Annotated in this window: 14 protein-coding genes; 9 read left to right on the top strand and 5 right to left on the bottom strand. The window is 42.7% G+C overall.

Translation table 11 applies throughout. The features are described 5' to 3' along the window. Nucleotides 1-3 precede the first annotated feature (3 nt). On the bottom strand, nucleotides 4-1,197 hold the full coding sequence (locus C1X04_RS02940; RefSeq protein WP_137169127.1) for a sugar transporter: 1,194 nt from the start codon (nucleotides 1,195-1,197) through the stop codon (nucleotides 4-6). Nucleotides 1,198-1,469: 272 nt separating this feature from the next. On the opposite strand from C1X04_RS02940, the gene C1X04_RS02935 reads away from it, so the two are divergent. From C1X04_RS02935 to C1X04_RS02925, 3 genes are all read left to right on the top strand, one after another. After that, on the top strand, nucleotides 1,470-3,083 hold the full coding sequence (locus C1X04_RS02935) for a methyl-accepting chemotaxis protein (RefSeq protein WP_137169126.1): 1,614 nt from the start codon (nucleotides 1,470-1,472) through the stop codon (nucleotides 3,081-3,083). A 200-nt stretch (nucleotides 3,084-3,283) separates the two neighbouring features. After that, complete coding sequence (locus C1X04_RS02930) at nucleotides 3,284-4,330, top strand: Fe(3+) ABC transporter substrate-binding protein (protein WP_110575914.1); 1,047 nt, start codon at nucleotides 3,284-3,286, stop codon at nucleotides 4,328-4,330. Nucleotides 4,331-4,745: 415 nt separating this feature from the next. Next, nucleotides 4,746-5,858: a hypothetical protein gene (locus C1X04_RS02925; protein WP_110575915.1), complete on the top strand. Its 1,113-nt coding sequence runs from the start codon at nucleotides 4,746-4,748 to the stop codon at nucleotides 5,856-5,858. Nucleotides 5,859-5,938: 80 nt separating this feature from the next. Here C1X04_RS02925 and ilvY read toward each other — a convergent pair whose 3' ends face one another. After that, a complete protein-coding gene (ilvY, locus tag C1X04_RS02920) occupies nucleotides 5,939-6,817 on the bottom strand; it encodes an HTH-type transcriptional activator IlvY (RefSeq protein ID WP_137169125.1) in 879 nt (292 codons plus the stop codon). Between the two features lie 222 nt (nucleotides 6,818-7,039). On the opposite strand from ilvY, the gene ilvC reads away from it, so the two are divergent. The 3 genes from ilvC (at nucleotide 7,040) to aphA (ending at nucleotide 10,857) form a co-directional block, all read left to right on the top strand. Continuing rightward, nucleotides 7,040-8,512: a ketol-acid reductoisomerase gene (ilvC, locus tag C1X04_RS02915; protein ID WP_137169124.1), complete on the top strand. Its 1,473-nt coding sequence runs from the start codon at nucleotides 7,040-7,042 to the stop codon at nucleotides 8,510-8,512. A 107-nt stretch (nucleotides 8,513-8,619) separates the two neighbouring features. After that, nucleotides 8,620-10,047 carry a molybdate ABC transporter ATP-binding protein ModF gene (modF, locus tag C1X04_RS02910; protein WP_137169123.1) on the top strand — a complete coding sequence of 476 codons (1,428 nt, stop codon included), beginning with the start codon at nucleotides 8,620-8,622 and terminating at the stop codon, nucleotides 10,045-10,047. A 99-nt stretch (nucleotides 10,048-10,146) separates the two neighbouring features. After that, complete coding sequence (gene aphA, locus C1X04_RS02905) at nucleotides 10,147-10,857, top strand: acid phosphatase AphA (RefSeq protein ID WP_137169122.1); 711 nt, start codon at nucleotides 10,147-10,149, stop codon at nucleotides 10,855-10,857. A gap of 81 nt (nucleotides 10,858-10,938) precedes the next feature. Here aphA and C1X04_RS02900 read toward each other — a convergent pair whose 3' ends face one another. The 3 genes from C1X04_RS02900 to C1X04_RS02890 all read right to left on the bottom strand — a co-directional run bounded on the left by C1X04_RS02900 (nucleotide 10,939) and on the right by C1X04_RS02890 (nucleotide 13,930). Continuing rightward, a complete protein-coding gene (locus C1X04_RS02900) occupies nucleotides 10,939-11,973 on the bottom strand; it encodes a Stealth CR1 domain-containing protein (RefSeq protein ID WP_137169121.1) in 1,035 nt (344 codons plus the stop codon). A 271-nt stretch (nucleotides 11,974-12,244) separates the two neighbouring features. Continuing rightward, the gene (gene yghU / locus C1X04_RS02895) at nucleotides 12,245-13,108 is read right to left on the bottom strand and encodes a glutathione-dependent disulfide-bond oxidoreductase (RefSeq protein ID WP_137169120.1); all 864 of its coding nucleotides are present in this window, start codon (nucleotides 13,106-13,108) and stop codon (nucleotides 12,245-12,247) included. Nucleotides 13,109-13,153: 45 nt separating this feature from the next. After that, a complete protein-coding gene (locus C1X04_RS02890) occupies nucleotides 13,154-13,930 on the bottom strand; it encodes a ferredoxin--NADP reductase (protein WP_110575937.1) in 777 nt (258 codons plus the stop codon). 482 nt (nucleotides 13,931-14,412) lie between these two features. Here C1X04_RS02890 and msrA point away from each other — a divergent pair, with 482 nt between their 5' ends. From msrA to nfsA, 3 genes are all read left to right on the top strand, one after another. Continuing rightward, nucleotides 14,413-15,039 (top strand): peptide-methionine (S)-S-oxide reductase MsrA, encoded by a 627-nt coding sequence (gene msrA, locus C1X04_RS02885; RefSeq protein ID WP_110575939.1) that lies wholly within the window; start codon nucleotides 14,413-14,415, stop codon nucleotides 15,037-15,039. A 292-nt stretch (nucleotides 15,040-15,331) separates the two neighbouring features. Continuing rightward, a complete protein-coding gene (locus C1X04_RS02880) occupies nucleotides 15,332-15,898 on the top strand; it encodes a porin family protein (RefSeq protein WP_110575941.1) in 567 nt (188 codons plus the stop codon). Between the two features lie 145 nt (nucleotides 15,899-16,043). Beyond that, nucleotides 16,044-16,781 carry an oxygen-insensitive NADPH nitroreductase gene (gene nfsA, locus C1X04_RS02875; RefSeq protein WP_175404883.1) on the top strand — a complete coding sequence of 246 codons (738 nt, stop codon included), beginning with the start codon at nucleotides 16,044-16,046 and terminating at the stop codon, nucleotides 16,779-16,781. Nucleotides 16,782-16,806 lie beyond the last annotated feature (25 nt).

Here is a 16,806-nt window from a genome sequence, read left to right as displayed (position 1 = left end):
CTGCTATCCATCCGATTTTTTCGTGTTTTTGACTATCATAACAGCGACACCCAAAGAACATACTCCTAATACAGCGCCAGAGAATCCAACACTTTCTAAACCAACAATCTGAATAACTTGGCTGCCAATCAATGCCCCAGCACCAATACCTAAATTAATGATGCCTGAGTACAAAGACATAATAATATCCGCCGCACTGCCATCAACATTAAGTACTCGAATCTGCATACTCAAACCAATAATCATGAGGGCCGCTCCCCACAACAGCACACAACTTATAAGCGAGTATTTATTCGGGGTCACAAGATACAACACGCCCATACACAATGTGACGATAACAACGCTAGATACCAACATTTGTGCATTAGCCTTATCACCGAAATAGCTGAATAGCACACTCCCCAGAATCCCAGCCATCCCAAACAACAGTAGAATCGTGGTAGTAAATTGCCCACTTGCTCCACCCACTTCCTTCAAGAAAGGTTCTATATAGCTGTAAGCAGTATAATGAGCGGAGAACACCAAGAAGATAAATAAATACATTACCAATAACGCACGATTGCGTAAGACTTCAGGTACTTTACTCATAGAGCCAGAAAACAAACTAGGCAAATTTGGTAACAGTCTATATATAAGCAGCATGATGATCAGCGCAATCACAGCAATAACAGCAAAAGTAGTACGCCAGCCCATAAACTGACCGATAATACGACCAGCCGGAACACCAAGCACCATAGCCAATCCAGTGCCTGTGGCTAAAACACTCAAAGCAAAAGTATGTTTCCCCTGTGGAGCGACTCGAATCGCAATAGAAGCCGTAATAGACCAAAATACAGCGTGCGCAAAAGCAATACCAATACGACTAATCAGCAAGGTCGTAAAATCCCACGCAATCACCGATAAGATATGACTCATAATAAAAAGTGCGAACAATCCCATTAGCAGAGATTTTCGCTCTAACTTGCGAGTCAGAAGCATCATAGGCAATGACATCAGCGCCACTATCCAGGCATAAACCGTCAGCATCCAGCCTACTTGAGCAGGGGAAGTTGAAAAGCTATCCGCGATATCAGATAACAAGCCAACAGGAACAAACTCTGTCGTATTAAAGATAAAAGCGCTGAATCCCAAAATAAACACGCGCAGGTATTGGACGCGGCGGGAAGCCGTATCTTCAGTAGAGTGGGTTGATATCATGATGGCCTATGGACTAGTGAGCGATAAGAGAGCCACTATTGTCCACTTTTTGAAGCCTAACGGAATAGTGAAATATGAATGTTTATTGATAGTTACACTCATACAAACTCGCATAAATACAGAAATTCCAAACCTCTCATTTTCTCTGACAAAGTAAATGTTTCTTTAATAAGAATTACTTTGATTTTTCATGAGAAATGCCCTACAAGGTATGCACTAAAACAAAGCAAACAATCGCACCAAAAAAACTCACCTACGTTGAAGGAACCGACATGAACAGTCTATCTGTGAAAGCGAAATTTATTACCCTTATTTTCTCAATTATTATTATATTCTTGGTGGCATTAAGTTTAATAAAGTCAAAAAGCACAGAGTTAGCAGATCGCTTTAATCGGTTTTATGAAGAGAATCATAACGTCTCACTCAATGTAGAACGCGTGAAGGAAGCTCAAATAGATATCATGCTAAATGTGCGAGGCTTACAAATTGCGTATCTATTATCACTCGATAAACAAATACCGGGTTACCTAGAGGCAATTTCCAACAGTTACAACAAAACGCCTTCGCTGATCAATGAGCTAAATAAAGGCCTAACTAATAAGCCAAGCGAATCTAAAAAACTTCAGACTCTCGTTAATGATTTCCAAAGCAAAACCAAGACCTTCGTCACCGCCATGGAAAATTCAGCGGATAACAAAGCACCCTTCCCTGTATTTTCGGCTTTCATAGGTTCCTACAATGAACTATTAGCTTATTTCTCGACACTAACGGACAAAACAAACCAAGAAGTAAAACAAGCAAAGCAACAAACAGAAGACCTAATTGGCGACATTGAAATCGGTTTCTGGACGTCTATTCTGATCGCTATCGCCATCTCAATCACGCTCAGTTACCTAATTTCTAACAACATAGTACGAGGCATTTTGGCGGTTCGTGATGCTGCACAGAACATGGCGCAAGGCTATCTTAACAAGCCAGTGCAAATATCAGGCAGTGATGAAATCGCAGAGCTTGGCAATGCCATCAATACATCAACCAAAAATCTACGTTCTGTTATATCAAGTGTTCTAAGCTCGGTAGACAAGGTGAATGAAAATAGCCAAGAGGTATTGAAGGTGAATCAAGAGGTTGGTGAGTTTTCCGTGCAGATTATGGATAACACAACTCAGGTGGTCGTCGCGTTAGATCAGATGTCAGCCAATAATCGAACCATCGCCGATAATACACAGCAATCAGCCGAGGCCGCCGGTGATATCCGAGCCGTGGCACAAAACAGCTTATCCACGGCAAATGGCACCTTAGACGCCATCAATAAATTAGTATTTTCTCTTAAAAATACGGGAGAAGTTGTCATTCAGTTACGCCAAGAAACGAACAATATCGAAACCATTTTAGAAGTTATTCGTGGTATTGCTGAGCAAACGAATCTGTTAGCTCTTAACGCAGCTATTGAAGCCGCCCGCGCTGGAGAGCAAGGACGAGGGTTTGCAGTGGTTGCTGACGAGGTGCGAACGCTAGCGCAGCGCTCACAAGACAGCGTTAATGAGATCGAAACACTCCTAGCACAACTCAGTACCGCCAGTGGTCAAGCTGTGAAGAGCATGGAGTCCAGCTTATTATTAGCCGACTCATCTAAGGAGCAAGTTGAGGAAACAAACAAGCTTACTAGCAATATTCTCATGGGAATTGAACGAGTCTCTGAGCAAGCACAGCAAATAGCACAATCAATCGAAGAACAAACTCAAGTATCGGAAGACATTACGAAGAAAATGCACTCTGTACAGAGCCTGACGAACCAAAGCGCAGAAATGGCCAAACGTTCAGGTATTGATATGGCCCAAAGCAGTGTAGATGTTCAAAAACAACTCGGCTTTTTTAAACTTTAAAACGCCCAGCATTTCTCATCCACGCCTATCGATTTTGTCACATTGATAGGCGTCTTTCTTTTCTACTAAAACTAGACCACATAACCCAACAGCGTGAATTGAAATCAAAAAAAATAAATGTTAACGGGAACGATTTACATTACTATCTGTCACAGAAAAAGAAACTGATAAATCCCACCCTGATAGATAGGAACCTTGTAATGAAACGTCCAACAACAAAAACATCGCTTTTCACCCTAGCGGGCGCAACAACCCTACTCGCATTAAGCAGCACATCTGCCCACGCCAGTGGTGAAGTCAACGTATATTCAGCACGCAGTGAAGCGCTGATTGCTCCTCTGCTTGATATCTATTCAAAAGAAAATAACGTCAAAGTAAACTTAATCACAGGCAGTGCTGACGCTTTGCTAAGCCGCCTACAATCTGAAGGTGATGCCAGCCCAGCGGATGTATTCATTACCGTTGATGCAGGACGTTTGTATCGAGCAAAAGAAGCCGGTGTGCTTCAGCCTTTTGAAACAAGCCACCTCAATAAAGTAGTACCGGATCATCTAAAAGACCGTGACGGTTACTGGTATGGCTTGTCTCAGCGTGCTCGCGTAGTGCTTTACAACCCTGAAAAAGTATCTGCTGATGATCTATCAACCTACGAAGATTTAGCGGATCCTAAGTGGAAAGGCAAAATTTGCATTCGCTCTTCTAGCAACATCTACAACCAATCCTTGGTTGCTTCCATGATCGATGCAAACGGTGAAAAACAAACTCTTGAATGGATCAAAGGCTTGGTTGCTAACTTTGCCCGTCCACCAGCTGGCGGTGACACAGACCAGATTAAAGCCGCTGCAGCAGGCGTTTGTGACATCGCCGTGGCGAATACTTATTACTTTGGTCGCCTAGGCTTAAGTGACAAAGCGGATGATCGCGCCGTTTTTGACAAGCTAAAAATGTTCTGGCCTAACCAAGCGGCTAACGAACGTGGTGCTCACGTTAATGTCAGTGGTATTGGTATCACGGCATCTTCTAAAAACACTGAAAACGCTAAGCAATTAATCGATTTCTTAACCAATAAACAAAGCCAAGAATGGTACGCGAAGGTTAACAATGAATACGCTGTTATTGAAGGCGTTGCGCCACCAAAAAGTTTATCAACATTCGGTGAGTTTAAAGCTGATCAGGTATCTTTAAGCGTATTAGGTGAAAACAATCGCCAAGCGGTTAAATTAATGGACCAAGGTGGTTGGAAGTAAATCCTTTTTAATAAAAAGATTAAAGTTGTCTTTTAAACGCAAGAGCTTTTCAAGTAGATGCTTGAAAAGCTCTTTGCTTTCTATATAAAGCAATGAGCGTTACAAAGCAGATCCTTCATAAAACGTTACTGCAAACCAAAGTACTTTCCGGTTACATCTTGTCACTTCTATTCACTTTCATCCCCTAAGTAAAAAATAAACACCTCAACCAAATGGACGTTGTAAAGCCATCAAAAGCGAGTCACGATATCTAAATAAAATGCAGGTGGTAGAAAGCAAACAATAGGGGCATTACGCTTTATCTCAGATTTAACATGTAAATATATAAATATGTATTTTTTACTATTTTCTGGATTTTTGACGATTATTTGCTTAATTTAAAAGTATCCCCATTAGCTTTGCCAAGGAGAGGTTCATGAAACATTCCGCTCTACTGCCTGCTGTGCTGCTATTATCCGCTTGCTCGACTAACTCTCAATTAAATGTTGTCGACGGTTTAACACTCGTTGCAGCCAATGATGGTATAGGAATGAACCCTTCTCGTTGGATAGTTTCGGGGCACCCAGTGCAAACGACCTATGTATCACTCAATGGACAACTTGGCCTAAGAGCAGGTCAAGTGTGTATTGCCAGCCGTTTTCGTTCACCCTTCACCAACAACTGCCAAGATTTGAATATGGATCAGAATCAAGCGGTAAATGTTTCGTTTTATAGCGAGTATTACCCCTCGTCTACAAACAACGGTGGAGAGAAACTCTCTGTGTTGCTTTCGGCAATATATACAGAGCGTGAAGCGGCGGCAGCCTATGTGAAAGCGAGCAGAATTTACTATGCATGTGTTACCGAAGAAAATACAAAAATACACAAGGAACAAAACCTCGACACTAAGAAGTCAACGCAAGCCACTAAAGAGAAAATCGACAATGGCAGTATATGTGTTAACGAGAAAAATATGCGAGACGCTACATACAACGCACTAAGTACTAAGCAAATTGCTGTACAGAAACACTCTTTGGTTCCCAATCGAGTTATTTACAACTGGGCAGAATCACTAAAGTTTGAAGGAGGTGCAGTGGTTCTAGAGCAGCCAAAAAATGCAGCTTCTGGGAGTTATAATAAAGAAGCAAGTGGTTACACAGTCGTTAATGGCATTCGTATTGAGCGTGTTCAAATCAATTGTGAAGCTATAAAAGGACTCATCGCAAAGCATAATGATCATGATCGCCTTAAAATCGTTACCATGACCCTAAGCGCAGATGAACTTTACTATGATGCTCGTGAAGATAAAACTGCAGCCTTTAATGCTAATCTAACCTTCTCGCCTAATGAGTTAAAAACACTTAAAAATATTTTTGACTCGGATATAGAGGCAAGCATAAATGCAGCGCTTGCCAGTTCTTCTAATATTGCCTCCAGCGGATACTTAATAGGTAAAAAATCAGGTAACAAATCACAAGAAACCTCTAATAAAGGGCTAACTTACTATGCAGTGCTGACTGACCTAAAATCGTTTCAGTGTCCTGAATAAAGTAACAATAATAGAAAATGCAATATTGTTATAATTCAGCGTATGTTTATATAGTGTCATTTATTGAGCTTCGTTCCGTTTTACATCAGTTCCCAAAACGCCTCAACCAAGGGGTTCTTCAAGCTTTTCTTCATCGTAAACAGACCAATATCGTATGGCTCCAATTCGGGCTGTACATCTAGCACTTTAATTCGATCCACCAATGGGCTGTTATCCAGAACAATTTTTGGCACTACGCCGATACCAAAGCCCAAGCTCACCATACTCACAATCGCTTCGTTACCCGTTACTTGCGCGTATATCTTAGGTGCGATGCCATGATGTCGAAACCACTCATCAACACGCGTACGAGACACACCACTTTCCGAAAGAATCATCGGAATATCTGCCCATTCTTCTGACGTACTTGGCGTATGCGTTGGCACGTTCGGCACTTGCTGTTCAAGCGGTGCAATAAACAACAAAGGCGAAATGGCGATAGGTTTAAAGGCCAAGCCACGAGGCAAATTAGCAGGGCGAGCAGCAATGGTGATGTCCTCTTTGCCATCCAAAATATGTGCAATCGCATGCTCAGGATCGCCAGTACGCAGCTTAATTTCAATCGCTGGATAGGCAATTCGAAAACGACGCAGCAACTCGTATAAGAAACTGTAACTCGCCGTTACCGACCCATAGAGACTGATTTCACCGCTGAGCTGATCGGAATTATCCGTCAGCTCGTGACGAATTAAGTTCCACTGTCGGCTGGTGTCTCGGGCATACTTGAGGAATTTCTGACCTTCTTGAGTCAATACCACAGTGCGATTATCACGATTAAACAGCGCAACCCCCAGCTCATCTTCTAAGTGCCGAATGTTACGCGACATAGCAGAAATACTAATATGACATTCATCGCTGGCGCGTCCGAAATTCAACGTTTCCGCTAACGCGAGAAATTGTTTCAGTGTCTTTATATTCATGATGCAACATCAATTTTATTAGGATAAGGCAATGATAAATCATGTTTGCAAAAAATGGGATACTATATTGCGAATATATCAATTTACGAAAAGGTATCACTAGGATAGATTAGCCTTACTCGCAGGACGGCATCAAAATCATTTGTTGGCGACTGTGTAATCCATTTTTAATATCGGCGTGCTTTCATCGCAGATACATTAATTTAATAAGGTGTGTTTAACATGGCTAACTACTTCAATACTTTGCCGCTACGTGAGCAACTAGCAGAACTAGCAAAATGTCGCTTCATGAACAGCTCTGAATTTGCTGATGGCGTAGAAGCGCTAAAAGGCAAAAAAATGGTTGTTATCGGTTGTGGCGCACAAGGTCTTAACCAAGGCCTAAACCTACGTGATTCTGGTCTAGATGTTTCTTACGCTTTGCGTCCAGAAGCCATTGCACAAAAGCGTCAGTCTTGGAAGAACGCGACTGAAAACGGCTTTGTTGTTGGCACTTACGAAGAATTGATTCCAACAGCTGACGTTGTATTAAACCTTACTCCTGATAAGCAACACACAGCTGTTGTTAAAGCCGTTATGCCTCTTATGAAAGAAGGCGCTTGCCTATCTTACTCTCACGGTTTCAACATCGTTGAAGAAGGCATGAAAATCCGTGACGACTTAACTGTCATCATGGTTGCTCCTAAGTGCCCAGGTTCTGAAGTTCGCGCAGAATACGTTCGTGGTTTCGGTGTTCCAACACTTATCGCTGTTCACGAAGACAACGATCCTAAAGGTGAAGGTCTTGCACTAGCAAAAGCATACGCTGTTGGCACTGGCGGTCACAAAGCAGGCGTTTTGATGTCTTCTTTCATCGCGGAAGTAAAATCTGACCTTATGGGTGAGCAAACTATCCTTTGTGGTATGTTGCAAACAGGTTCTATCCTTTGCTTCGACAAAATGGTTGAAGAAGGCATCGATGCTGGTTATGCGTCTCGCTTGATCCAATACGGTTGGGAAACTATCACAGAAGCATTGAAATACGGTGGCGTGACAAACATGCTAGATCGTCTTTCTAACCCAGCTAAGATCAAAGCATTTGATCTTTCTGAAGAACTTAAAGTCATCATGCGTCCTTTGTACAACAAACACCAAGATGACATCATCGACGGAACTTTCTCTCGCGTGATGATGGAAGACTGGGCAAACGACGATGCAAACCTTCTTAAATGGCGTGCAGAAACAGCAGAAACTAACTTCGAGAAAACACCAGCTGGCGATGTAGAGATTTCTGAACAAGAATTCTTCGACAACGGTATCTTGATGGTTGCTATGGTTAAAGCCGGTGTTGAACTTGCTTTCGAAACAATGACAGCAGCAGGCATTGTTGCAGAATCTGCTTACTACGAGTCTCTACACGAAACACCGCTTATTGCGAACACAATCGCTCGTAAGAAATTGTACGAAATGAACGCGACAATTTCTGATACTGCGGAATACGGTTGCTACCTATACAACCACGCTTGTGTTCCTCTACTAGCGGACTTCATGAAAGGCATCAAAACCGACGTTATCGGTAAAGGTCTTTCTGTAGAAGATACTGGCGTTGATAACAAGCGCTTGATCGAAGTCAACACAGCGCTACGCTCTCATCCTGTTGAAGCGGTTGGTGCGGTACTTCGTGGCCACATGGCTGACATGAAGAAAATCGTTTAATTTCAACTAGAGTTTAAACGTTATAGAAAGCCGAGTGACTCATTGAGTACTCGGCTTTTTTGTCGCTTTCTTTTTGCTATTCGCTAAAAACCGATAAGGAATCCCCCATGGGCTCTATCATTCGCCTTGAAAATCTTTGCGTTAACTTTGACGATCGCTTTAATCTGCACAACATAGAGTGGACGATTGAACCAAACCAACATTGGGTGATTACAGGAACAAACGGAGCGGGGAAATCAGCTCTAGCTGCTGTCCTAGCCGGTGTGGGTGATATTGAAAATGGTACAGTAACAGGTCTGCCAAATAATGTTGGATTGGTCTCATTTGAAGCGCAAGCTGAGCTGATTGCTAAAGAATTGAAGAAAGACGATGCCGACATCATGGATGTTATCTCCCTTGGCACGCCCGTTCATGAAATGATCTTCGACAACTGCCAAGATCCAGAACTGGCTCACTCTTTAGTAGAAAAATTCGGCCTAAGCAAACTACTTGATCGCGCATTTCGTAAACTCTCCACGGGTGAGACTCGAAAAGTCATGCTGATCCGTGCGCTGTCTAGCAAGCCAGATTTATTGATTTTGGACGAGCCATTTGATGGTTTAGATGTCGACACCCTTGCTATGCTGCAAGCCCACCTAGCCTCCATCATAGAAACCACACCTATGGTCATGGTGTTAAATCGCTTTGATGAAATGCCTGACTTTATCAGCCATATTGCTTATGTTGAGCAAGGTAAGTTGACTCTGAAGGTTGATAAAAAAGACGACAATGCATTCAACGAGCTTTACCAACTACTGCATTTGAAAACCACCGACCTAAGCGTGCCTGAGGCCGACCCAGCCAACAAGCTGCCAGCACTCGACCCAAGCCAGCCACTAGTCAAACTCAAGCAAGCGACCATCAAATACGGCGATACGATCATTGTCGATAAACTGGATTGGACCATTCAGCAAGGCCAACATTGGCAACTTAGCGGCCCCAACGGCAGTGGCAAAACCTGTGTATTGTCCTTAATCACAGGCGATCATCCACAATGCTACACCAACGACATTTTCGTCTTTGGATTCCAACGTGGTAACGGTGAAAGCATCTGGCAGATCAAACAATTTATCGGCTATGTATCGACAGCGTTACAATGGGAATACCGCGTCAGCACCAGCTGCAAAAACGTAATCATTTCTGGCTTCTACGACAGCATCGGCATGTACACAAAATCCACCGACAACCAGAAGAAAATCGCCGACCAATGGCTTGAACTGCTCGGCATGACAGACAGAGCCGACCAGCCATTTAACAAACTTTCCTACGGCGACCAGCGCTTACTGCTCATTGCCCGCGCCATGGTGAAACACCCGCCACTCTTGATACTAGACGAGCCCTGCCTCGGACTAGACGACATGAACCGACAGCTCGCCCTCGCCCTCATCGAGAAAATCTGCCAAGGCTCAGAAACCACTGTTTTGTATGTTAACCATCACGCAGAAGATAAGATTGAAGGGATAGAGAACTACTTGGGGTTGAAGAAAAATAGCTAGGTTGTTGCAGCTCATAAACATAAAACCAGAAGCTAGAAAGTCATATATTTTAGATATAGAATGCGCGTGCGATTAATAATGAAACCTATAGGAAACAATGTGAATCATACTCTACGCTCTATAACGCTTGCGCTTGCTTGTGTCGCTAGCTTGTCTGCTAACGCGGATCCAAAAACACCTGGCACTCATAAAGGCTATTCCACTATTGATATGACGACGGCAGGTATGCCAGCAGATGTGAAGATGATTTCTGTTGCGGACATCAAGAAAGAACTAGAAGGTAAGGCGCCGTTTGCCGTGGGTTTAGATATTGATGACACTAGCTTGTTTAGCACGCCAGTTTTTTACCGCGGTCAACAAGAGTTCTCCCCAAATGGCTATTCTTACTTAACCAATCAAGACTTTTGGGATAAAGCAAACTGTGGTTGGGATGCATTCAGCATGCCTAAGAACATTGCTAGAGAGTTGATTGCGATGCACCAAGAACGTGGTGATAGCATTTATTTCATCACAGGTCGTACGGGTTCTGATTGCAGTTTCACCACAGATTACTTGAAAAAAACATTTGATATCAAAGACATGCATGATGTTATTTTTGCCGGATCAAGCCGTACTGAATACACAAAAACCAAGTACATAAAAGAGAATGACATCAAAATTTATTATGGCGATGCGGACGGCGATATTATTTCAGCACGTGATGCGGGCGCCGAAGGCATTCGTGTAATGCGCGCAGCGAACTCTAGCTACACGCCGATTCCAAAAAATGGTATCTACGGTGAACGAGTACTAAAAGACTCTCAGTACTAATCTGCATACCACTGGTAACGAAATACAACAAAGCCGAAAATCATTGATTTTCGGCTTTTTTCTGCCCGTGCGCTGCTAACTCTATCTTGCCTCTACCTGCTCACAGACGTTATCCATCACTGGTGAATGGCTATCGCTTGACGGAAAACCACCAACGGCCTGAGCCACCCACTCTGCTGCATTTGGAATGACCTCAATGAGTTGAGGAAGGTCATTTACACATAAAAACTTGATGTCAGGATCCGTTGCTCTTTGTAATATTGCCAAGGTATCAGTAGGCGGTTGCCCTTTACCATATCCGCTAGAAATATGAAGATGGTCATCTGTTGTGTTGATCTTGGCCTCTTTGTCCCTGATGCATGCATGATTATGTAACCCCTGCGGCAGAAATTGATCCAAGTTCCTAAACCTGTATTTTATATTATTGAGAAACTCGTCAGGATAAAGCGCAAATAGCTCAGCCATCTTTGAACGTAGAAAAGGATGTACCACGTGAGCAGCAGAAAACAGTTCTGTTGCAGAAAAACCAATCATCTTAGCGGCATTTATCTGCATGAAATAATGAAATTTCGCAGGGTCTTCTCGTGTATCGGCACAGCCCAGCAAGCCGCTATAATCGACCCACTTGCCTCGTAAAATAGGAACCAAACCGTCAAAAACGTCTGTCGGTTCTAGAGGTGCGGCCAAAAACACATCATCATTGAAGTAGATAAAACGCTCGCTCAGACCGTCAATGCGCCACAACATACTTTCAATGGTCAGAGAATTAAAAGTGGGCAACACTTGTGTGAAACCGTCAAAGATTTCCGCATGATAAGCAAGATGCACCTTGGCTCTGATGTTTTCTGAAAGGCTTGATAAATCGGGGCCTTTATCATCAACAACAATCCAAATCTTACCAATCCACGGTGCATTATTTTCAATCGATTGAATGCAATATAAGATTTCGTCGTTACACATCCATCTATGAGGATTAGCTGCATTTTCATGTAGCGGTAAAGCTTCCCTTGCCATGTATTTTTGTCTTTTCTGACGGTGTTTCTCAGCCTTTCCATCAACCCAAGTGATGACGGCATCAATGGGTTCAAGCTGGAGTTCAGTGACATTGCTTAGCATTTAAATATCCGTAAATGAAGATCTCTTAGCTGATACAAGTAGTGGCTAAGGCTAATCATCGAACGAGTCAATTCTAGGTGGGTCAACTCGTCACTGAGTTGATCTGATAGGGAATCTATCGATTGCTTTCTAGCCATTCAAACTAAATAAAGGGCCATCTTACAAAAGGTTGCCAATGATACCTTCTTCAAAGCTTAATTTGTAATAATGAAAAAGGGGCAAGCCAGTAAATGGCTCACCCCTTTATAGACAATATTGCTTAGCTCATCAGTTAGTCAATAAGGCCATCAAAGTCTGATGCGTCATGGCGCTCTTGAAGCTGTGCACCGTCGCCAAAAGACTTATTAACAATTCGACCACGTTTTACAGCTGGGCGTTGTTCTATCGCTTTCGCCCAACGCAAAACATTCTTATAGCTGGCGACATCTAAGAACTCATCCGCATCGTATAAATTACCCAACACTAAATTGCCATACCAAGGCCAAATCGCGATGTCCGCAATAGAGTACTCGTCACCCGCCATATAAGTGTTGTTCGCTAATTGCTTATCCAGCACATCCAACTGGCGTTTGGTTTCCATGGTGAAACGATCGATCGGGTATTGCATTTTAGTCGGTGCGTACGCATAAAAATGGCCAAAACCACCCCCTAAATACGGTGCAGAACCCATTTGCCAAAACAACCAGTTACGGCATTCTGTTTTTGCGGCTAGGTCTTTTGGTACCAAGGCATCAAATTTTTCCGCTAAATATTGCAGAATAGAACCAGACTCAAAAACGCGAGTCGGTGGTGTCGTACTGTGATCCATTAACGCTGGAATTTTAGAATTTGGGTTGATCTCTACAAAGCCAGAACCAAACTGGTTGCCTTCGCCGATATTAATCAAATAAGCATCGTATTCTGCAGCACTGATTCCTAGTTCCAACAACTCTTCCAGCATGATGGTGACTTTTTGACCATTAGGTGTTGCTAAGGAATGAAGTTGCAGTGAGTGCTTACCTACTGGCAAAACCTTTTCGTGTGTTGCACCAGATATTGGACGATTTATGCTGGCAAATTTACCACCGCTTTCTGCATCCCATTGCCATACTTTTGGTGGGACGTACTCTTCATTTTTTGTTGCATCAGAACTCATAACATCTCCTAAATTTATTAGTCGGCGAAAAGGTAAGTTTCACAGTTAATGTTCAACAAAAGCTCGCTCGATTACATAATCTCCTGGTACACCGATTTTTGGCGATTCCGTAAAACCAAGCTCATCAAGCAAAGCTGACGTGTCTTTAAGCATACTTGGGCTACCACAAATCATGACCCTGTCCTGTGCCGGATTCAACTGAGGCAGACCAATATCTTCTGCTAGTTTGCCGCTGCGAATCAAGTCTGTCAGGCGACCTTGGTTACGAAAAGGCTCTCGGGTCACTGTTGGGTAATAAATTAGCTTGTCTCTAACTTGCTCACCAAAAAATTCATTTTCAGGCAGTTCTTTTTCAATAAAGTCTGCATAAGCCAATTCACTCACATGGCGAACACCGTGAACCAGTACAATTTTTTCGTACTGCTCGTAGGCATCAAAGTCTTGGATCACACTTAAAAAAGGCGCTAAACCTGTACCAGTAGACAACAAATACAAGTTTTTACCAGGATGTAAGTCACGTGTTACCAAGGTACCAGTTGGTTTACGACTCACTAAAACATCATCGCCCACTTTTAAATGCTGTAGACGTGACGTCAATGGCCCATTGGGTACTTTGATACTAAAAAACTCTAAATGCTCTTCATAATTCGGGCTAGCAATACTATATGCACGCATTAGAGGACGTGTTTCCGTCTCTAAGCCGATCATAACAAACTGACCATTATCGAAACGCAAACTTGGATTACGTGTGGTTTTAAAGCTGAATAGATTTTCATCCCAATGGTGAACACTTAATACGCGCTCTGTAACAAATGCACTCATGACTACCTCATTAAAATTGGTAACAAAGAATATTTCTTTTCAAACCTCAAACAGCACCTTGGTAAAACTAGCTTACCTAACAGTGCGAGTTAGCAGTGATCGTATCCATGAACAGGTGAGAGTTGAATTGTCTAATAAACATACTACAAGACAGCTCTATATTTGTTTAATTGATTATCTAGATGTATTTAATATGCTCAGCATATATAGAAAAAACAAACTATTGTTAAGACTACCGCCTAACAAGTGGTATTAGTGTGCCATCTAAATGTACAAAAAATGGGTCATTAAGTAGGAAGATTAATGCATTAGCTGAGCGAACGTATCAATACAGAAGCCATCAGCTGAGAATCTGTTTTTATCTTCTGCTTTTGTGGGTAAAGTGATCTGTAATAAATAGACGAGACAACACGACTAATAACTAAATCGCATTCAAGAATGCTCATCAAACCTCTATTTTTATCAACGAAAGGACATTCAATATGATTATCCGACACGCTCTCAACAGCGCCTTAGGCTTGCTACTTTTTACCGGTGCGACGACATTTAGTCAGGTTTCACACTCGGCACCACAAACCATGATAGTGGCTGGCGGTTGCTTTTGGTGTGTGGAATCTGATTTCGAAATGGTTCAAGGCGTCAGTGATGTGGTCTCTGGTTATATCGGCGGACACACAGAAAACCCAACCTATAAACAAGTCTCTGCTGGAGATACTGGCCACTTTGAAGGCGTAATGATTTATTTTGATGACGAGATAGTGTCACTCAAGGCTCTGGCGGATTATTACTGGAAAACCATCGACCCAACCGATGATGAAGGTCAATTCTGTGACAAAGGTTCACCTTATAAAACCGCCATGTTTTACCAAGATGAGCAACAAAAAGCTGTTTTTGAAGCGTCCTTAGCCCAAGTGGAAAAATCAAAACCCTTTAAAGACGATATTGTGACCAAGATTCTACCTGCCAAAACCTTTTACCCCGCAGAGGAATACCATCAAAGCTACTATACAAAGAATCCAATTCGCTACGCGTACTATCGCGTAAGCTGTGGCCGTGACAGTCGCATTGAAGATCTATGGGGCGAGGTCGCCAGCAAAAAGCATCATTAAAATAGCAAAAAGAGCTCACCCTGCTTTTGGCTGAGCTCTTTCCCTCTCCCCCCTTTTTTTACCATCACACTCATCAATCAGCTCCAACGCGGCTCACTAATCGATTATGAACTGCACACAATGTGTTCTGACTTTTCGTACTATCAGCAAAGCGTTTTTTCTCTCCATTAAGCGCATAGAAGTTGAAGCTAATAGGTAAGTAACGCCGAAATCCTAGCCTTTCCGCCCCCCATACATCACATTGGTTACTCAACTCGCTAAGTTCTTATAAACAACGAAAAGGAGTTTTACTATGAAAAAATTCATTCCAATCATCGCCAGCAGTATTGCCATCGCATCATTTAGTGCAGCAGTAAAAGCGGAAGACATGTCAAACGACAGCGGCCTTTATGTTGGTGGTAACTACGGTTACCTGAAAGTTGATAGCGAAGATGACTTCGATGACAACAACGATGTTGTACAAGGGATTGTCGGTTATCGATTCAATTCATTTCTTGCTTTAGAAGGTAGTTACATTGATTTTGGTAAATATGGCGGCAGTCTGGCGAATGCATCCACTACTGGCTACACCGCAGCTTTAAAAGGAACCTTGCCTATCACGCAAACCACTGAATTGTTTGTTAAAGCAGGCCAACTATGGCACGACACAGATTATGAAGTCGCGTCTATTAAAGGCAGCTCCGACGATAAAAGCTTATTCGCTGGTGCGGGTGTGAACTTTAAAGTCACAGAAAACCTTCTACTTAATGCACAGTATACTTGGTACGATGTTGACCTAAACGCAGATAACGTCGACTCTGATTCGAAATTCGAGACAGATTTCAACCAAGCGAGTGTCGGTGCAGAATACCGCTTCTAAAAAAGCGCGTCACCCGCATAAGAAAGGGCTTACTCATTTGAGTAAGCCCTTTCTTTATATCTCCTTGTTATATCAACAACATAACCTTTACGCTACAAGGCTAAGCCTCTAATATTTATGCATCGTTTTAAAAAAGATGCTAATTATGAATCCTATTCTTCAAGCTCAATCTAGCCATAAATCTATCCGACAATATACCAACCAAGCCATTGAGGAAGACCTACTCACGCAGCTGATTCAATGTGCTCAAGGCGCAGCTTCTTCAAGTTTTATTCAGGCATACTCCCTTGTTCAAGTAACAGACAAAAACAATCGCCAGAAAATTGCTACGCTTGCCGGCGGTCAGAAATGGGTCGAATCAGCCGCGGAATTCTTTATCATTTGTGCCGATTTAACTCGTGTTGAGCATTGCAGCCTAGAACAAGGCTTGGGCGCACTAGAAGGCAATACTGAACACTTTATTGCCGCAACAACTGACGCTACGTTTTTTGCGCAAAACCTAATGCTGGGAGCCGAATCCGTTGGCCTTGGTGCCGTATTTATCGGCGGTATCCGTAATGACCCCGAACAAGTTGCCGAGTTATTAAATCTTCCTAATCAGGTCTACCCAATTTTCGGAATGTGTCTTGGTTACCCTGACGCAGAACCTGATCTAAAACCACGTTTGCCAGTTGATGTTATACTGCATAAAGACAGCTACGATAACAGCCGTTGCGCACAGGATGTAAAAGCCTATGATACTCAAATGCAGGCCTATTACCAAAGCCGTGGCGATAATCAGAAAAGCAGCAATTGGTCAGAACAGACAGCCGCGGCAGTACAGAAAAAGAAACGCGAGCATATGTTAAGCTTCTTACAGAAGCGCGGTTTCTTAAAACGCTAAGATGCAAAAAATAAACAGTTAACTC

Origin of the sequence: Marinomonas sp. FW-1, from assembly GCF_005222245.1 — a bacterium.
Taxonomy (GTDB): domain Bacteria; phylum Pseudomonadota; class Gammaproteobacteria; order Pseudomonadales; family Marinomonadaceae; genus Marinomonas; species Marinomonas alcarazii.
This window is presented reverse-complemented; position numbering and strand designations above follow the sequence as displayed.

Coding starts and splice junctions, on each gene's coding strand:
- C1X04_RS02935 (WP_137169126.1), top strand. CDS start 1,470: ATGAACAGTCTATCTGTGAAAGCGAAATTTATTACCCTTATTTTCTCA.
- C1X04_RS02900 (WP_137169121.1), bottom strand. CDS start 11,973: ATGCTAAGCAATGTCACTGAACTCCAGCTTGAACCCATTGATGCCGTC.
- nfsA (WP_175404883.1), top strand. CDS start 16,044: ATGAATCCTATTCTTCAAGCTCAATCTAGCCATAAATCTATCCGACAA.
- C1X04_RS02890 (WP_110575937.1), bottom strand. CDS start 13,930: ATGAGTGCATTTGTTACAGAGCGCGTATTAAGTGTTCACCATTGGGAT.
- C1X04_RS02940 (WP_137169127.1), bottom strand. CDS start 1,197: ATGATATCAACCCACTCTACTGAAGATACGGCTTCCCGCCGCGTCCAA.
- ilvY (WP_137169125.1), bottom strand. CDS start 6,817: ATGAATATAAAGACACTGAAACAATTTCTCGCGTTAGCGGAAACGTTG.
- C1X04_RS02930 (WP_110575914.1), top strand. CDS start 3,284: ATGAAACGTCCAACAACAAAAACATCGCTTTTCACCCTAGCGGGCGCA.
- ilvC (WP_137169124.1), top strand. CDS start 7,040: ATGGCTAACTACTTCAATACTTTGCCGCTACGTGAGCAACTAGCAGAA.
- msrA (WP_110575939.1), top strand. CDS start 14,413: ATGATTATCCGACACGCTCTCAACAGCGCCTTAGGCTTGCTACTTTTT.
- yghU (WP_137169120.1), bottom strand. CDS start 13,108: ATGAGTTCTGATGCAACAAAAAATGAAGAGTACGTCCCACCAAAAGTA.
- modF (WP_137169123.1), top strand. CDS start 8,620: ATGGGCTCTATCATTCGCCTTGAAAATCTTTGCGTTAACTTTGACGAT.
- C1X04_RS02880 (WP_110575941.1), top strand. CDS start 15,332: ATGAAAAAATTCATTCCAATCATCGCCAGCAGTATTGCCATCGCATCA.
- C1X04_RS02925 (WP_110575915.1), top strand. CDS start 4,746: ATGAAACATTCCGCTCTACTGCCTGCTGTGCTGCTATTATCCGCTTGC.